Origin of the sequence: Streptomyces sp. NBC_01089 (assembly GCF_045162975.1) — a bacterium.
GTDB lineage: Bacteria > Actinomycetota > Actinomycetes > Streptomycetales > Streptomycetaceae > Streptomyces.
On record NZ_CP108660.1, the window covers coordinates 2,242,236 to 2,258,048 of the forward strand.

At 70.7% G+C, this 15,813-nt stretch carries 18 protein-coding genes; 5 read left to right on the top strand and 13 right to left on the bottom strand.

What is annotated here, in order from left to right; genetic code table 11:
• Positions 1–176 precede the first annotated feature (176 nt).
• From OG510_RS09770 to OG510_RS09790, 5 genes are all read right to left on the bottom strand, one after another.
• A complete protein-coding gene (locus tag OG510_RS09770; RefSeq protein ID WP_406142349.1) occupies positions 177–1,265 on the bottom strand; it encodes an ATP synthase F0 subunit B in 1,089 nt (362 codons plus the stop codon).
• Positions 1,266–1,396: 131 nt separating this feature from the next.
• Positions 1,397–1,888 (bottom strand): pantetheine-phosphate adenylyltransferase, encoded by a 492-nt coding sequence (gene coaD, locus OG510_RS09775; RefSeq protein ID WP_203600772.1) that lies wholly within the window; start codon positions 1,886–1,888, stop codon positions 1,397–1,399.
• Between the two features lie 26 nt (positions 1,889–1,914).
• Entirely contained in the window at positions 1,915–2,499 is a 585-nt protein-coding gene (rsmD, locus tag OG510_RS09780; RefSeq protein WP_406136394.1) for a 16S rRNA (guanine(966)-N(2))-methyltransferase RsmD, read from the bottom strand.
• Between the two features lie 59 nt (positions 2,500–2,558).
• The gene (gene recG / locus OG510_RS09785) at positions 2,559–4,769 is read right to left on the bottom strand and encodes an ATP-dependent DNA helicase RecG (protein WP_406136395.1); all 2,211 of its coding nucleotides are present in this window, start codon (positions 4,767–4,769) and stop codon (positions 2,559–2,561) included.
• Between the two features lie 75 nt (positions 4,770–4,844).
• A complete protein-coding gene (locus tag OG510_RS09790; RefSeq protein ID WP_406136397.1) occupies positions 4,845–6,536 on the bottom strand; it encodes a DAK2 domain-containing protein in 1,692 nt (563 codons plus the stop codon).
• A gap of 245 nt (positions 6,537–6,781) precedes the next feature.
• Between OG510_RS09790 and rpmB the strand changes: the two genes are divergently transcribed.
• The gene (rpmB, locus tag OG510_RS09795) at positions 6,782–6,967 is read left to right on the top strand and encodes a 50S ribosomal protein L28 (RefSeq protein WP_015036441.1); all 186 of its coding nucleotides are present in this window, start codon (positions 6,782–6,784) and stop codon (positions 6,965–6,967) included.
• A gap of 191 nt (positions 6,968–7,158) precedes the next feature.
• Here the strand turns inward: rpmB and thiD are convergent, their stop codons facing one another.
• Positions 7,159–7,950, bottom strand: coding sequence for a bifunctional hydroxymethylpyrimidine kinase/phosphomethylpyrimidine kinase (thiD, locus tag OG510_RS09800; RefSeq protein WP_406136399.1), 792 nt, complete (start codon positions 7,948–7,950; stop codon positions 7,159–7,161).
• Positions 7,947–8,912, bottom strand: coding sequence for a thiamine-phosphate kinase (locus OG510_RS09805; RefSeq protein WP_164265364.1), 966 nt, complete (start codon positions 8,910–8,912; stop codon positions 7,947–7,949). The genes thiD and OG510_RS09805 overlap by 4 nt, the downstream gene beginning before the upstream one ends.
• Positions 8,913–9,195: 283 nt before the next feature.
• Here OG510_RS09805 and OG510_RS09810 point away from each other — a divergent pair, with 283 nt between their 5' ends.
• Together OG510_RS09810 and OG510_RS09815 are read left to right on the top strand one after the other, a co-directional pair.
• Positions 9,196–9,429, top strand: a complete 234-nt coding sequence (locus tag OG510_RS09810; protein ID WP_164265363.1) for an Lrp/AsnC ligand binding domain-containing protein — start codon at positions 9,196–9,198, stop codon at positions 9,427–9,429.
• Positions 9,430–9,448: 19 nt separating this feature from the next.
• On the top strand, positions 9,449–9,919 hold the full coding sequence (locus OG510_RS09815) for a DUF3515 domain-containing protein (RefSeq protein WP_406136401.1): 471 nt from the start codon (positions 9,449–9,451) through the stop codon (positions 9,917–9,919).
• A 20-nt stretch (positions 9,920–9,939) separates the two neighbouring features.
• Here the strand turns inward: OG510_RS09815 and OG510_RS09820 are convergent, their stop codons facing one another.
• Genes OG510_RS09820 through OG510_RS09830 form a run of 3 tightly spaced genes read right to left on the bottom strand, consistent with a single transcriptional unit; the run spans position 9,940 to position 12,888 of the window.
• Positions 9,940–11,103, bottom strand: a complete 1,164-nt coding sequence (locus tag OG510_RS09820; protein WP_406136402.1) for a D-alanine--D-alanine ligase family protein — start codon at positions 11,101–11,103, stop codon at positions 9,940–9,942.
• A gap of 34 nt (positions 11,104–11,137) precedes the next feature.
• Entirely contained in the window at positions 11,138–12,139 is a 1,002-nt protein-coding gene (locus OG510_RS09825; protein WP_406136403.1) for an NAD(P)H-dependent glycerol-3-phosphate dehydrogenase, read from the bottom strand.
• The gene (locus OG510_RS09830) at positions 12,136–12,888 is read right to left on the bottom strand and encodes a lysophospholipid acyltransferase family protein (RefSeq protein ID WP_406136404.1); all 753 of its coding nucleotides are present in this window, start codon (positions 12,886–12,888) and stop codon (positions 12,136–12,138) included. Before OG510_RS09830 ends, OG510_RS09825 begins: the two co-directional genes overlap by 4 nt.
• A 138-nt stretch (positions 12,889–13,026) precedes the next feature.
• On the opposite strand from OG510_RS09830, the gene cofC reads away from it, so the two are divergent.
• Positions 13,027–13,692, top strand: a complete 666-nt coding sequence (gene cofC, locus OG510_RS09835) for a 2-phospho-L-lactate guanylyltransferase (RefSeq protein WP_406136405.1) — start codon at positions 13,027–13,029, stop codon at positions 13,690–13,692.
• A 29-nt stretch (positions 13,693–13,721) separates the two neighbouring features.
• Positions 13,722–13,940, top strand: a complete 219-nt coding sequence (locus tag OG510_RS09840; RefSeq protein ID WP_406136407.1) for a hypothetical protein — start codon at positions 13,722–13,724, stop codon at positions 13,938–13,940.
• 147 nt (positions 13,941–14,087) lie between these two features.
• Here the strand turns inward: OG510_RS09840 and OG510_RS09845 are convergent, their stop codons facing one another.
• From OG510_RS09845 to leuD, 3 genes are all read right to left on the bottom strand, one after another.
• Positions 14,088–14,744, bottom strand: a complete 657-nt coding sequence (locus tag OG510_RS09845) for an HU family DNA-binding protein (RefSeq protein ID WP_406136408.1) — start codon at positions 14,742–14,744, stop codon at positions 14,088–14,090.
• Positions 14,745–14,869: 125 nt separating this feature from the next.
• Positions 14,870–15,115 carry a hypothetical protein gene (locus tag OG510_RS09850; RefSeq protein WP_164265355.1) on the bottom strand — a complete coding sequence of 82 codons (246 nt, stop codon included), beginning with the start codon at positions 15,113–15,115 and terminating at the stop codon, positions 14,870–14,872.
• Positions 15,116–15,219: 104 nt separating this feature from the next.
• Positions 15,220–15,813 (bottom strand): 3-isopropylmalate dehydratase small subunit, encoded by a 594-nt coding sequence (leuD, locus tag OG510_RS09855; RefSeq protein ID WP_164265354.1) that lies wholly within the window; start codon positions 15,811–15,813, stop codon positions 15,220–15,222.

Here is a 15,813-nt window from a genome sequence, read left to right on the forward strand (position 1 = left end):
CCTAGGGCGTGTCCGCAAAGTCGCGTCTGGCGCGCGACGCCCGGCACGCACTCTCGCCGCACCGGGCGAAAGCCCGAGTACGGCCAGTACGAGGACTTCCGCCCGGCACGCCGAGAGCACGCACCGGACGCCGCGCGCCCGCCCTGCGGGCGACTACGCGACTTTGCGGACACGCCCTAGCGCCCCTGCTCGTACTCGCGCAGCTGATCCAGGTTGATCATGCTGGTGTCGAAGAGGCTGGTCTCGTCGAGGGCGCCCTGCTGCTGCGGGTGGGGCGGCTGCTGGGGCTGCTGGATCTGGTCGGGCCCCGGGTAGCCGTAGCCGTCCTGCTGCTGGACCTGCTGCTGGTACGCGTACGGGTCCTGCTGGTACGCGTACTGCTGCTGCTGGTAGGCGTAGGGGTCCTGGGGCTGCTGGTATCCGTACGGGTCGTACATCTGCTGGACCGGCACGTCCGGGATGTGCTGCGGCGCCGTCTCGGGCGGCAGCTGCGCGGCCATCGGGGCGGGCTCCTGGGCCTGCGGCCGGCCGGCGGCCGGGGCCTGCGGCTCGGCCAGGTCCGAGAGGAAGTCCGCGTCGCTGCTGTGCCTGCGGCCCATCTCGTCCTGCTCGGCCATGTGCACACCCAGCTCGTCGGACGCGACCCGGCCGTGCAGTTTCTGCCGGCCGCGCCCCACCGCTTCGAGCGTCTTGGCCATCACGGCCTCGAAGGCTCCGAGCTTGGTGTCGACATACTCGTCGGCGCGCATCCGCAGCGTCTCGGGATCGTGGCTGCGCTCCGGGGCCTCCGGGTCCTCGTAACCCTCGTCGTCCAGCCCCGGGCCCCGGCCGAGCAGCTTCTCGCGGCCCCGGTCGACGGAGCCGATGGTCTTGGTGAGGACGACCTCGAAGTTCGCCAGCTTGGAGTCGACGTAGTCGTCGGCCTCGGCGCGGATCTCCTCGGCCTCCCGCCTGGCCTCGGCGAGCACCCGGTCGGCCTCGTCCTGGGACTGCCGGGCGACCTCGGTGTCGGAGATGAGGGTGCCGCGCTGGGCGTGCGCCGCCTCGATGATCCGCTCGGCCTCGTCCCGGGCCTGCTCGACCAGCTGCTCCCGGCCGCCGATCAGCTCCTCGGCCTGCGCCAGGGAGCCCGGCAGGGCGTCGCGCACCTCCTGGAGCATCGCCAGCAGCTCGGCGCGGTTGACCACGCAGGAGGCGGACATGGGCATGGACCTGGCACTGCCGACCGTGTCGACGATCTCGTCGAGCTTCTTCTGCACGTCCACCGTGTGCGCCACCTGTTCTTCCGGCCTGGAGACGGACGGGGACGACTGTACGGCCAGTCGGCGCCCGCCCGACACCTGGTGACGGTTCGTCAGTTCAGTGCGCTGCCGTCACCAGGACTGCCACGCGGCCGTCAGCCGGCTTCCCGCTTCTCCGCGAGCCGCTGTGTCAGGGCTTCGCGCACCAGCGGCGGCAGCAGATGCGCGACGTCCCCGCCCCAGGTCGCGACCTCCTTGACCAGGCTGGAGGAGAGGAAGCTGTAGGTCGGGTTGGTGGGCACGAACAGCGTCTCGACGCCGGAGAGCCCGATGTTCATCTGGGCCATCTGCAGCTCGTAGTCGAAGTCGCTGACCGCGCGGAGCCCCTTCACGATGGCCGGGATGTCGCGCTGTTTGCAGAAGTCGACGAGAAGGCCGTGGAACGACTCGACCTCCACGTTCCCGAAGTCGGCCGTGACCTGGCGGATCATGTCCAGCCGCTCGTCGACGGAGAAGAGACCCTGCTTCGACTGGTTGATCATCACGGCCACGTGCACGACGTCGTACAGCCGTGAGGCGCGGGCGATGATGTCGAGGTGTCCATTGGTGATGGGGTCGAATGACCCCGGACAGACGGCGCGGCGCAACTGAAGTCCCTCGCTCCCGGGTCCGGTCATAGTGCGTCTTCGCACGGAGAGGCGGCGCGACCGTACCAAAGCGTGGCCTCGCCGTAACGGCGGGCCCGCAGCGGCTCGAATCCCCCGGGCCACTTGAACTCTCCGCCTCGTGTGCTCCTCTCCACCGTGACGAGGGCATCGCCGGTGAGCCACCCCTGGGCACGGAGTGTGAGCAGGATCTCGCCAAGATCGTCATCGGTGACGGCGTACGGCGGATCGAGGAAGACCACGTCGTACGGGGCTTCCGGCGCCGGTCCTGTCACGATCTGCTCCGCTTTGCCGGTCCGCACCTCCGCTCCCGGGAGACCGAGCGTGCGGACGTTGTCGCGGACCGTGGCCACCGCCCGTGCGTCCGCCTCGACGAGCAGCGCGTGCGCCGCGCCACGGGACAGCGCCTCCAGGCCGACGGCGCCCGACCCGGCGTACAGATCGGCGATCCGGGCCCCGTCCAGGGTGCCGAGCAGCGCTTCCCAGGTGGAGAAGAGCCCTTCGCGCGCGCGGTCGGATGTGGGGCGGGTGCCGTTGCCCGGCGGTACGGCGAGGCGGCGCCCGCCGGCCGTGCCGGCGATCACGCGGGTCATCTCAGTCCTTCTCGGTGTGCGGAGCCGGTGCTGGCGGGGCTCCTGTTGCGGCCAGTCTCTCAGCCCTTGTCGAGATACCGCTCGCGCTCCTGGTCGAGGAGGGCGTCCAGGGCGGTGCGCAGGGCGGGCAGCCCGGTGAGCTCCGGGTCGGCGGCGACGACCTGGGCGGCCTCCTCACGGGCCGCCGCGATGACCTCCTCGTCGTCGATGACCGCGAGCATCCGCAGCGAGGACCGCACACCGGACTGGGCCTGGCCCAGGACATCGCCCTCGCGGCGCTGTTCGAGGTCGATACGGGACAGCTCGAAGCCGTCCAGGGTGGCGGCCACCGCGCCGAGCCTGGCGCGGGCGGGGCCCGCCTCATGGGCCTCGGTCACCAGGAGGCACAGACCGGGCGCCGAGCCCCGGCCCACCCGGCCGCGCAGCTGGTGCAGCTGCGATACGCCGAACCGGTCGGCGTCCATGATCACCATGACCGTGGCGTTGGGCACGTTGACCCCGACCTCGATGACCGTCGTCGCGACCAGCACATCCACCTCGCCCGCCGCGAAGCGGCGCATGACGGCGTCCTTGTCGTCCGGCGCCATCCGCCCGTGCAGCAGCTCGACGCGCAACCCCTTCAGCGGGCCGTTCCTGAGCTGTTCCGCGGTCTCGACCACCGCGAGCGGGGGCCGTTTGTCCCCCTCGGCGTCCGCCGCCGCCTCCGCTTCATCGGATGCGGGCTTCCGCTTCCTGGGCTCGTCCTCGCCGTCCCCGATGCGCGGGCACACCACGTACGCCTGGTGGCCGTTCTCCGTCTCCTCGCGCACCCGCTCCCAGACGCGGGCCAGGAAGTGCGGTTTGTCCTTGGCCGGTACGACATGGGTGGCGATCGGCGAACGGCCCGCGGGGAGCTGGTCGAGTACGGAGGTCTCCAGGTCCCCGAAGACGGTCATGGCGACCGTACGGGGAATGGGCGTGGCCGTCATGACGAGCAGATGGGGCGGCTGTTTGCCCTTGCCCCGCAGGGCGTCGCGCTGCTCCACCCCGAAGCGGTGCTGTTCGTCGACGACGACCAGACCGAGGTCGTGGAACTGCACCTTGTCCTCGATCAGCGCATGGGTGCCGATCACGAGTCCGGCCTCACCGGTGACCAGGTCGAGCAGCGCCTTGCGGCGGGCGGCCGCGCCCATGGAGCCGGTCAGCAGCACGACCCGGGTGGACTGCTCGCTGCCGCCGAGCATCCCGCCGTCGGCCAGCTCGCCCATCATCTCGGTGATGGAGCGGTGGTGCTGCTGGGCGAGCACTTCGGTGGGCGCGAGCATGGCGGCCTGGCCGCCGGCGTCGACGACGGCGAGCATCGCGCGCAGCGCGACCATCGTCTTGCCGGAGCCGACCTCGCCCTGGAGGAGCCGGTGCATCGGGTGCTCCGTCGCCAGTTCGGCGAAGATCTCCCCGGTGACCTTCTGCTGCCCTTCGGTGAGGGTGAAGGGCAGCTTGGCGTCGAAGGCGTCGAGCAGTCCGCCGGGGACCGGTCTCCTTGCCACCGCGGGCAGTTGGGTCTCGGCGTACCGCCGTCTGGCCAGCGCGACCTGGAGGACGAACGCCTCGTCCCACTTCAGCCGGTCCCTGGCCACCGCGACATCGGCCTTCGTCCCCGGGCGGTGTACCTTCCGCAGCGCGTCGGGCAGCGTGGTCAGCCCGCGTCCGTCGCGCAGGGCGGGCGGCAGCGGGTCGGCGGCCTCCTGCGCCGCGGGCAGTACGGCGTCGACCGCCTTGGCGATCTTCCAGGACTCCAGCCCCTTGCAGGCCGGATAGATGGGGATCAGCTCGTTCGCCCATGCCTCGACGGCTCCCGCGTCGGTGTCGGCGTCCAGCAGTTCGTACGTGGGGTGGGCGAGCTGGAACCGCTGGTTGAACTTGGAGACCTTGCCCGCGAACATCGCGCGGCGGCCCGGGAGCAGCTCCTTCTGCGGCTTGTGGATGCCCTTGCCGAAGAAGACGAGCTGCAGCCGGCCGCTGCCGTCGGTGATGTTGACCTCCAGGCGCCGCCCCCTGCCCTGGTTGAAGGTGAGCACCCGGGCGTCGGCGACCTGCGCGAAGACGGTGACGTGTTCGTCCAGGGGCAGCTCGGCGAGCTGGGTGAGCTCGCCGCGCTCCGCGTATCTGCGCGGGTAGTGGTGCAGGAGGTCGCCGACCGTGTGCAGGTCGAGGTGCTCGGCCATCACCTTGGCGGTGGGGGCGCCGAGCGTGTTCTTGAGAGGTTCATCGAGCGCGGGCACGCGGTCCATTGCACACCATGGGTCCGACAGCGGGGGTATTTCGCCGCCGCTCCCCCGCTGTACGGGCGGCGCGAGCCCTGCCCGCTACTCGACGCCGATCAGCAGCGGCGCCGGCTGGCGGCCGCCGTCGTAGACCACGGTGTCGACCGCCAGGTGCCCGCCGCGTACGAACTCCTCGAGCCGGTCGGCGAGCGTGTCCGGCACACCGTCGCCCAGGACCAGCGTCACCAGTTCGCCGCCCGCGGAGAGCATCCGGTGCAGCACCGTTTCCGCGGTGGTGATCAGGTCCGCGCCGATCACCGCCACATCGCCGTCGATCAGGCCCAGTACGTCGCCGGCCTGGCAGATACCGGCCGATGTCCACGACTGCCGCTCGGCGACGGCCAGTTCGGCGTAGCGGGTGGCGCCGGCGGCCGCGGTCATCGCGACGACGTCCTCGTCGAAACGCCGCTCCGGCTCGTGCACGGCCAGCGCGGCGACGCCCTGGACGGCGGCCCTGGTGGGCACCAGGGCCACCCGTACGCCTTCCGCCCTGGCCTGTTCGGCCGCCGCGGCCGCCGTGTGGCGCAGTTCGGCGTCGTTGGGCAGCAGCACCACCTCACGGGCGTGCGCGCGCCGGATCGCTTCGACCAGTTCGCCGCTGGCGGGCGGTTCCCCTGGGCGGGCCAGCACGGTGGTCGCGCCCGCCTCCCGGCACAGGGCGGCCAGCCCCTCGCCGGGGACGACGGCGACCACCGCGCGCTGGACCTGTTCGGGCGCCGGGGTCCCGGTGGCGCCGAAGTGGCTGATGCGGATCCGGTACGGGCGTCCCGCGTCGACCCCGGCCTCCACGGCGGCCCCGGCGTCGTCCACATGGACATGGACGTTCCAGAGGCCGTCGCCGCCGACGACGACCAGTGAGTCGCCGATGCCGTCCAGCCGGGTACGCAGCCGGGCCACGGCGTCGTCACCGGCCTCCAGGAGGTAGATCACCTCGAAGGCGGGGCCGCCGTCGGCCGGGCAGTCGTCGGTGAAGTGCGGGGGCAGCACGGTGGGCACCCGCCGCCGCTCGGCGGCCGGGGTCTCGCCCGAGAACGCCCCGGCCAGCGCGGCGAGTACGTCCACCAGGCCCCGGCCGCCCGCGTCCACGACGCCCGCCCTGCCGAGTACGGCCAGCTGTCCGGGGGTCGCGTCCAGCGCCGTGCGCGCCCCTTCGTATGCCGCGCGGGCCACCGCTGTGCAGCGGGCGCGGGCACCGGCCGGGGGCGGGGTGTCCGTACCCGCGGCGGCCGCGGCCGCTTCGGCCGCGGCGGTGGCGACCGTCAGGACCGTGCCTTCCACGGGGTGCGCGACCGCCTGGTACGCCGAGTCCGCCGCCCGGCGGAGGGCAGCGCCGAGCAGTTCCGCGTGATCATCATCACCTGCCGGTGCGCCGAGCACCTCGGCCATGCCGCGCAGCAGTTGGGCCAGGATCGTGCCCGAGTTGCCGCGGGCCCCGATGAGCGCCCCGTGTGCCATCGCCCGTACCGCGTCGGCCAGCGCGGGCACCGATGCCGTCGGGCCGGATCCGTCGGCGGTTCCGGCGCCGGCCACGGTCCCGTGGGCGACGAAGACCGCTTCGACCGCCTGGGCGGCGGACTCCACGGTCAGATAGAGGTTGGTCCCGGTGTCCCCGTCGGCGACCGGATAGACGTTGATCGCGTCGATCTCCTCGCGGTCCCTGCCCAGCGCTTCCAGCGCCAGCGAGCACCAGGTGCGGACCACGACGGCATCCATGGCGTCGGGCGGCTGGGGCACCTGAACCTCCTTGAGCAGCGGGGTTGAACCGCAGGGTAGCCCTCGGCCGGGCAGCCGGACGGTGCACCCGGGCGGGGAGGGAGGCGGTGCCAACCATGGTAGTTTCGTTCCACCGGCGCAGTCGTTGTATGCTGCTTCGGTTGCCCGATGAGAATCGGGCCATTCCTCCGGTACCGCCACTTCAGTCAATGATTCCGGCGCGCCGGAATTCACTGTAAGTGCACCTGAAGTCTTTGGAGTGACCCGTGGCTGCCAACTGCGACGTCTGCGGCAAGGGGCCGGGCTTCGGCAACAACATTTCGCACTCGCACCGCCGTACTCCGCGTCGCTGGAATCCCAACATCCAGCGCGTGCGTGCAGTGGTCGGTCGGACGCCGAAGCGGCTCAACGTCTGCACCTCGTGCATCAAGGCCGGCAAGGTCTCGCGCTAATTTGTGGTTGCTCCCCGCCTGTGCGGGGATTGGCCCCGCCGACGTTTCGTCGTAGCGCAGCCCCTTGCGGTTGCCTTGAAAAGCCGGTCCACCTCGGTGGGCCGGCTTTTTCGCATTCCCGTACCGGTGGTACGCCGTGAGCACCCGTTGAGCCGCGCCGATGCCGGATGACATCGGCGCGGCCCGGCCGCTCACCCGCGGAACTGCCAGCCGTGGTCGACCGGTCCGATACCCGAACCCAGTGCGAATCCGGCCCTGATGGCGCCCGTGACGTACTCCTTGGCCGCCGCCACCGCTTCGGGCACGGCAAGGCCCCGCGCGAGCTGCGCCGCGATCGCCGACGCGAGGGTGCATCCGGTGCCGTGCGTATGGCGGTTGTCGAGCCGGGGCGCCCGCAGCCAGTGCTCCTCGCTGCCGTCGGTGAGCAGGTCCACCGCGTCACCCGCGAGATGGCCGCCCTTGATCAGCACCCATGTCGGACCATGGGCGAGCACGGCCGCGGCCGCCCGCGGCAGATCGGCCTCCTTCTCCACCTGTACCCCGGTGAGCTGGGCCACTTCGTCCAGGTTGGGGGTGGCGACGGTGGCCGTCGGCAGCAGCAGCTGCCGTACGCAGTCGAGCGCCGAAGCGGCGAGCAGCGGGTCGCCGTGCTTGGAGACCCCCACCGGGTCGACGACCACCGGGGCGTCCGTCGCGGCCAGCAGCCCGGCCACGGTCTCCACCAGCTCCGCCGACGACAGCATCCCGGTCTTCACCGCGTCGACGCCGATGTCGTCCACGACCGCGCGGTACTGGGCGCGTACGGCGTCGGCGGGCAGCTCCCACGCGCCCTGCACGCCCAGCGAGTTCTGTGCGGTGACCGCGGTGAGCACGCTCATGCCGTGCACCCCGAGGGCGAGCATCGTCTTCAGGTCGGCCTGGATGCCCGCGCCGCCGCCGGAGTCCGATCCGGCGACGGTGAGGACCAGCGGTGGTGCGTTCACGACGGGTCCTCCCCGAAGTGGTCCCAGCCGCCCTTGCTGGTCCACGGCGCCCCGTCGACCGTCACATGCGGCAGCGCCGAGGGGTTGACCACCTCGCCGATCACCTTCCAGCGTGCGGGCAGTTTCACCTCCGGCGGGAACGTCGCCACGATCGCGTGGTCCTCTCCCCCGGTGAGCACCCACTGGAGCGGGTCCACACCGACGGCCTGGCCGATGTCGCTCATCTGCGTGGGGATGTCGATGAGCCCGGCCCGCAGGTCGATCCGGACCTTGCTGGCCTCGGCGATGTGGCCGAGGTCGGCCACCAGGCCGTCGCTGACGTCGGTCATGGCGGTGGCGCCGAGTCCGGCGGCCGCGGGGCCCGCATGGTACGGGGGTTCGGGGCGCCGGTGCGCCTCGACGAAGGCGCGGGGCGAGCGGAACCCGCGGGAGAGCACCGCGAAGCCGGCGGCGGACCAGCCGAGCCATCCGGTGACGGCCACCACGTCGCCCGGCCTGGCGCCGGACCTGGTGACCGGTTCATGGTTGCGCAGATCACCGAGTGCGGTGATGGAGACGGTGATCGTCTCTCCTCGTACGACATCGCCTCCGACCACGGCGGCCCCCGCGACCTGGCACTCGTCGCGGATCCCGTCCATGAGTTCGGTGGGCCAGGTGACCGGGAGCTCGGCGGGCACGACGAGCCCCAGGAGTATCGCGGTGGGGACCGCTCCCATGGCCGCGATGTCCGCGAGGTTCTGCGCCGCGGCCTTGCGGCCCACGTCGTACGCGGTGGACCAGTCGCGCCGGAAGTGCCGTCCTTCCAGCAGGATGTCCGTGCTCGCCACGACCCGCCGGTCGGGAGCGGCCACGACCGCGGCGTCGTCGCCCGGCCCCAGCCGTACCGCCGGGGTCGTCGTGAGCCGGGAGGTGAGCTCTCTGATCAGCCCGAACTCCCCGAGCTCCCCCACAGTGCCCTTCATCGCCCGTCGCCTCTCCTCATGATCCGGACCTCGTGTCCGGGCTGTCCGCCGGCCTGTCTGCCAGGGGAGATGCCCCGTATACCCGGTACGCCCCGGTCGCCCAGCGCTCGCGGGCTCCCACTGCCGTGGGTACCGTCAATCAGGTACGTCAACTCTGTATCCCATACGCCTCGTACGCGTGTGACTGCCGGGTGCGCGGGTCTCCCCGCCGCCCGGAACGACGCGATACCGTGGCGTCCCTTTCTCTCCCCCACATGATCCTCGTGGCCGCCTTGGAGGTTCCGTGGTACAGGCGTACATCCTCATCCAGACCGAAGTGGGCAAGGCGACAGCGGTCGCCGGGCTCGTCGGGAAGCTCCCCGGGGTCATCCAGGCCGAGGACGTGACCGGTCCGTACGACGTGATCGTGCGCGCACAGGCCGACACCGTCGATGAACTCGGCCGCATGGTGGTCGCCAGAGTCCAGCAAGTGGACGGCATCACCCGCACCCTGACCTGCCCGGTCGTCCATCTGTAGCCCCCTCTACGCTGAGCCGGTGAAGACCGATCGCCGCCGGCTCCTGTCCCTTTCCGCCGCCGCCCTGCTGCTGGCGGCCGCGGGCTGTTCCTCGACGGACGGCACAGCGTCCGTCGGGGTTCCCGAGCCGCCCGCGGCACAGGTCACGCTCTGCCGGGCGCTCGACAAGGAGCTGCCGAAGACCGTCGCGGGGCTGACCCGCGGCGATCCGGAGCCGAAGTCCGAACTGACCGCCGCCTGGGGGGACGCGGCGATCGTACTGCGCTGCGGGGTGCCGCGGCCCGCCGAGATGGACGACGCCCAGGCGAAGGCCGTGGACGCGAACGGGGTCAACTGGCTGCTGGAGCAGCGGGACAGCGGACCCCGGTTCACGACCACGTACCGCAAGGCATACGTCGAGGTGACCCTGGGCCCGAAGTACGCCCATGACGTCACCCCGCTCTCGGACTTCGCGAGCGCCATCAGGAAGACGGATCCGTCCAGCCTCTGAGGGCCGGCCGGCGCACGGTCTCAGCGCAGTCCCGTCGAGCGGCTGAGCGCGGCCTGGACCAGCCGGTCCACCAGCTCCGGGTAGCCCACACCGCTCTCCTGCCACATGCGCGGGTACATCGAGATCGGTGTGAAGCCCGGCATGGTGTTGATCTCGTTGATGACGAACCCGCCGTCATCGGTGAGGAAGAAGTCGGCCCGCACCAGGCCCTCGCAGGACACCGCGTCGAACGCCTCGACGGCGAGCCGCTGCACCTCGGCGGTCTCCTCGGCGGTCAGTGGGGCGGGCACCATGCCCTGGGCCGACTCACCGGGGATGTACTTCGCCTCGAAGTCGTAGAAGTCGTGCGAGGTGACCGGCGGGATCTCGGCGGGCACGCTCGCCCGCGGCCCGTCATCGAACTCCAGCACCCCGCACTCGATCTCGCGGCCCCGCAGCAGCGCCTCGACGAGCACCTTGGGGTCGTGCCGCCTGGCCTCTTCGACGGCGTCGTCGAGACCGGCCAGTGAGTCGACCTTGGTGATGCCCATCGACGAACCGCCGCGTGCGGGCTTGATGAAGAGCGGCCAGCCGTGCTCACCCGCGAAGTCCACGATCTTCTTGCGGGCGGCCGCCGGGTCCTGGGTCCACTCGCGGGGACGGATCACCTCGTACGGGCCGACCGGCAGCCCGTAGGAGAGGAACACCCGCTTCATGTACTCCTTGTCCTGGCCGACGGCGGACGCGAGGACACCCGCGCCGACGTAGGGCACTCCGGAGAGTTCCAGCAGCCCCTGCAGGGTGCCGTCCTCGCCGTAGGGGCCGTGCAGCACCGGGAAGACCACGTCCACGTCGCCCAGCACCTTGGGCACCGAGCCCGGCTCGCTGTAGACGACTTCGCGGTTGCCGGGGTCGACGGAGAGCACCACGGCGCCGTCGGCACCCTCGGCGATCGCTTCCACGGACGGCATGGCGCGGTCGCTGATGGCCATCCGCTCGGGATCGTCGGCGGTCAGCGCCCAGCGGCCGTCCGTGGTGATGCCGATGGGCAGTACGTCGTACTTCGTCCGGTCGATGGCGCGCAGGACGGCACCCGCTGTGACCACCGAGATGGCGTGTTCGGAGCTGCGCCCGCCGAAGACAACCGCCACACGCGGCTTACGACGCTGCTGCTCAGGGCTCTGGGATGAGTTCTCGCTGCTCATATCGCGTTGAGGGTACCTGCTGGTACGTACCGAGTCAGCGTCGCTCGGCCTTGGCGCTGCGCGACATCAGTTCCTTCAGCGCGACGACCGGCGCCTTCCCCTTGTGGACGATGTCCACAACCGTTTCCGTGATGGGCATTTCGACACCGTGCCTGCGGGCCAGATCCGCCACCGACTCACAGGACTTGACGCCTTCGGCCGTCTGGCTGGTGGCCGCGATGGTCTCCTGGAGCGTCATGCCGCGGCCGAGGTTGGTGCCGAAGGTGTGGTTGCGGGAGAGCGGCGACGAACAGGTGGCCACCAGGTCGCCCAGCCCGGCGAGTCCGGAGAAGGTCAGCGGATCCGCGCCCATCGCCAGGCCCAGACGGGTGGTCTCGGCGAGTCCCCGGGTGATCAGCGAGCCCTTGGCGTTGTCCCCGAGTCCCATGCCGTCGGCGATCCCGACGGCGAGGCCGATCACGTTCTTGACGGCGCCGCCCAGTTCGCAGCCGACGACGTCGGTGTTGGTGTAGGGACGGAAGTACGCGGTGTGGCAGGCGGTCTGGAGCCGCTGGGCCACCGCTTCGTCCTGGCAGGCGACGACGGCGGCCGCGGGCATCCGGCCGGCGATCTCCTTGGCCAGGTTGGGTCCCGTGAGTACGGCGACGCGCTCGGCGGGGACCTTGCCGACCTCCTCGATGACCTCGCTCATCCGCTTGGCCGTGCCGAGTTCGACGCCCTTCATCAGGGAGACGAGGACGGTGCCGGGGTGCAGCAGCCCGGTCCAGTCCGCCAGGTTGGCGCGCAGCGTCTGCGACGGCACGGCGAGCACCGTGAACTCGGCGTCGCGGGCGGCCTCCGCCGCGTCGGCGGTGGCCCGTACCGAGGCGGGGAGTTCGATCCCCGGCAGATAGTCGGGGTTGGTGCGGGTGGTGTTGATGGTCTCGGCGAGAGCGGCGCGGCGGCCCCAGAGGGCCACCTCGCACCCCGCGTCGGCGAGGACCATGGCGAAGGCCGTGCCCCAGGATCCGTTGCCGAAGACGGCTGCTCGCGTCACTTGGTGCCCTCTCCTGCGGCCTTGCGGCGCTCTGCGGCGCGTGCCTTGCGGTGGTCGTACGGTTCGGCGGGGGCCTGCTCGCCGCGCAGCTCCTCCAACAGGGCGGTGACGGCGGCCATGATGGCCTCGGTCGCCTCCCTGAGCACCTCGGGCGTCGGCTCCCTGCCGTAGAACCGCGCCAGGTCGACCGGCGGCCCGGCCTTGACCTGAAGGGTCTTGCGCGGGAAGAAGCGGATCTTCTTCGCGCTCGCGTACGGCGGCATGGCGAGGTTCGCACCCCACTGGGCCACCGGGATGACGGGCGCCTTGGTGAGCAGCGCCGCCCGTGCGACCCCGCTCTTGGCGGTCATCGGCCACTGGCCGGGGTCGCGGGTGAGGGTGCCTTCGGGGTAGAAGGCGACGCACTGCCCCTTCTCCACGGCGGTCACGGCGGCCCGGAAGGCGCCGAAGGCGTTGGAGGACTCCCGGTAGACGGGGATCTGTCCGGTGCCGCGCAGCAGTATCCCGACGACGGGCACATCGAAGAGCGCCGCCTTGGCCAGGAACCGGGGAACCTTGCCCGTGTTGTACTGGAAGTGTCCGTAGGAGAACATGTCGAGATATGAGTTGTGATTGACGGCGGTGATAAATCCACCGTCATCCGGAATGTGCTCCATTCCGCTCCAGTCCCGCTTGAACAGAACCAGCAGCGGCGGTTTAGCAATGACCGCCGCCAGGCGGTACCAGAAGCCGATTCTGCGGCCGGACACTCGGACACCTTCCTCTTGACCCTCAACGCTGCCTGGCTGCCGAACGTCATCTGTCGCCCCAGGCCCCTACTCTGTCGAGAACACCGTACGCCCGGCCCGGCCCGCCCGGTATCGCGGGCTCGGGCGACAATGAGGCCGATGCCGAACACCGAGCGGATCCCCAACTGGTCCCTGGTCGTACCTCTGAAGCCGCTGGCCCTGGCGAAGAGCCGACTCTCGCCGACGGCCTCCGACGCGGTGCGTCCCGGGCTCGCACTGGCCTTCGCGCAGGACACCGTGGCGGCGGCGCTTGCCTGTTCCGCCGTGCGGGATGTGGCCGTCGTGACCAACGACGCACTGGCCGCGGCCGAACTGGCCGCGCTGGGTGCCCGGATTGTGCCGGATACGGCGGCGTCCGGCCTGAACCCCGCGCTGGCGCACGGGGCGCGCTCGGTCCGCGCGCTGCGGCCCGGGGCCGCCGTGGCCGCGCTGAACGCCGATCTGCCCGCCCTGCGCCCGGCGGAATTGCGACGGGTGCTCGACCGGGCGGCCGAATTCCCCCGCGCATTTCTGACGGACGCCGCCGGAATCGGTACGACTTTGCTGACCGCGCGTGGCGGTACGGAATTGAGCCCGGCATTCGGCGGGCTGTCACGGGCACGGCATTCCGCGTCGGGGGCGGTGGAAATACTGCTCGGGGACGTGCTTTCGGTCCGCCAGGACGTGGACACCGGAGACGACCTGCTGGCCGCAGCGGCCCTGGGTCTCGGCCCCCACACGGCCCGCAGATACCCGGCCGTGGCCGGGGAGCAGAGCCCGTCCTGAGGCGGCACGGGACGCCGTAAGCTGCGCACATGCAGGCGACCGCGTACACGTACGACCCCGAGACCCGCAGCGGCAGTGTGCTGCTCGACGACGGCACCCCGGTGGATTTCGACGCCGCGGCCTTCGACGCGGGGGGCCTGCGGCTGCTGCGGGCCGGGCAGCGCGTACGGATCGAGACGGCGGAAGGCGACGGGGGCGACGGGGACGGAGCCCCGCGCATCACGCTGGTGACCCTCCAGACGTTCTGACGTCCTGGCGTCCTCGCGTCCTGACGTCCTGACGTCCGGTGCGCGGCGCCGTACGGCCGGCGGTCGCATCCCGGACGGACCCGGAAACGCACCGCGGGCCGGACTCCCCGGGGGGAGTCCGGCCCGACGCGTGGGTGGCCCTGCCGCTTACTTCTTCCTGGCGGTGGCCTTCTTGGCGGTGGTCTTGCGCGCCGTGGTCTTCTTGGCGGGAGCCTTCTTCGCCACGGCCTTCTTCGCCGGCGCCGTCTTCTTCGCGGTCGCCTTCTTGGCGGTGGTGGCCTTCTTCGCCGGGGTCGCCTTCTTCGCGGCCGTCTTCTTGGCGGTTGCGGCCTTCTTCGCAGGCGCCGCCTTCTTCGCGGTCGCCTTCTTGGCAGCGGTCTTCGCCGTCGTGGTCTTCTTCGCGGCCGTCTTCTTGGCGGCGGTGGCCTTCTTGGCCGCGGCCTTCTTGACGGTCGTACGCGTGGAAGAACCGCCCGAGAGGCTGCCCTTGGGGGCCTTCTTCACGGCCACGTCGTTCTTCGGGAGCTTCTTCGAGCCGCTGACGAGGTCCTTGAAGCCCTGGCCCGCGCGGAAACGCGGCACCGAGGTCTTCTTGACCCGCACGCGCTCACCCGTCTGCGGGTTGCGGGCGTACCGGGCCGGCCTGTCGACCTTCTCGAACGAGCCGAAGCCGGTGACCGAGACCCGGTCACCGCCGACAACTGCGCGGACGATCGCGTCCAGTACGGCATCGACGGCGTCTGCGGCCTGCTGGCGGCCACCGACCTTGTCGGCAATGGCCTCTACGAGCTGCGCCTTGTTCACGTCTTCCCCTTCGGAGACATTGCCCGAACGAAACTGTTCAGGCTTTTTCGCACGTTAGGCAGATATATACCGCAAATCAAACACGAAACGGTCTAATCACCCTTGTGCCGCAACGAACTCAACCGTCACGGAGATCCACCAAGGGAGTTGCCATCGGGGAATCGACCCTCGTCGAGGTCCTTCATCAGCCGATCCAGCCGCGTTGCTGCATCGGTGAGATCGTGCTTCGCCGCGGCCGTGATGACCAACAGCTTCCGGGACAGCGCCATCCTTACGCCCTCCGGGACTTGCAGTTCACGCACCCTTGCGTGCGCTTCTTTCAATTGTTCGGCGACTTCCGCGTAAAGCTTGAGTTGGTTGTCGCGTTCCATGCGCCGATTGTGCCATCTGGGGCGAGTTGTCGCCCGGCGGGGGCTCAACAAGCGACTGCGCCCCCTGCCGGGCGGCAGGGGGCGCAGACCTGAAAACGTGCTGCTCAGACCTCAATTGTGCGTGGCTTGAAGGCCGGTCGGGCCGCCTCGTAAGCCGTGATGTCCGCTTCGTTCTGAAGGGTGAGGCTGATGTCGTCCAGGCCGTTCATCAGCCGCCAGCGGGCGTTCTCGTCCAGCTCGAAGTCGGCGGTGATGCCCTCCGCGAGGACCTGCCGGCCCTCCAGGTCCACGGTGACTTCGGCGGTCGGGTCGGCCTCCGTCAGCGCCCAGATGGCATCCACGACCTTCTGGTCGAGAACCACGGTCAGCAGACCGTTCTTCAGCGAGTTCCCGCGGAAGATGTCGGCGAACCGGGACGAGATGACGGTCTTGAAGCCGAAGTTCTGCAGGGCCCACACCGCGTGCTCACGCGAGGAGCCCGTACCGAAGTCGGGGCCCGCGACCAGCACCGAGGCGCCCGCGCGCTCCGGACGGTTGAGGACGAACTCGGGGTCCTTGCGCCACGCCTCGAAGAGCCCGTCCTCGAAACCGTCGCGGCTGACCTTCTTCAGCCAGTGCGCCGGGATGATCTGGTCGGTGTCGACGTTGCCGCGGCGCAGCGGGACGACCCGGCCGGTGTGCTTGGTGAAAGCTTCCAT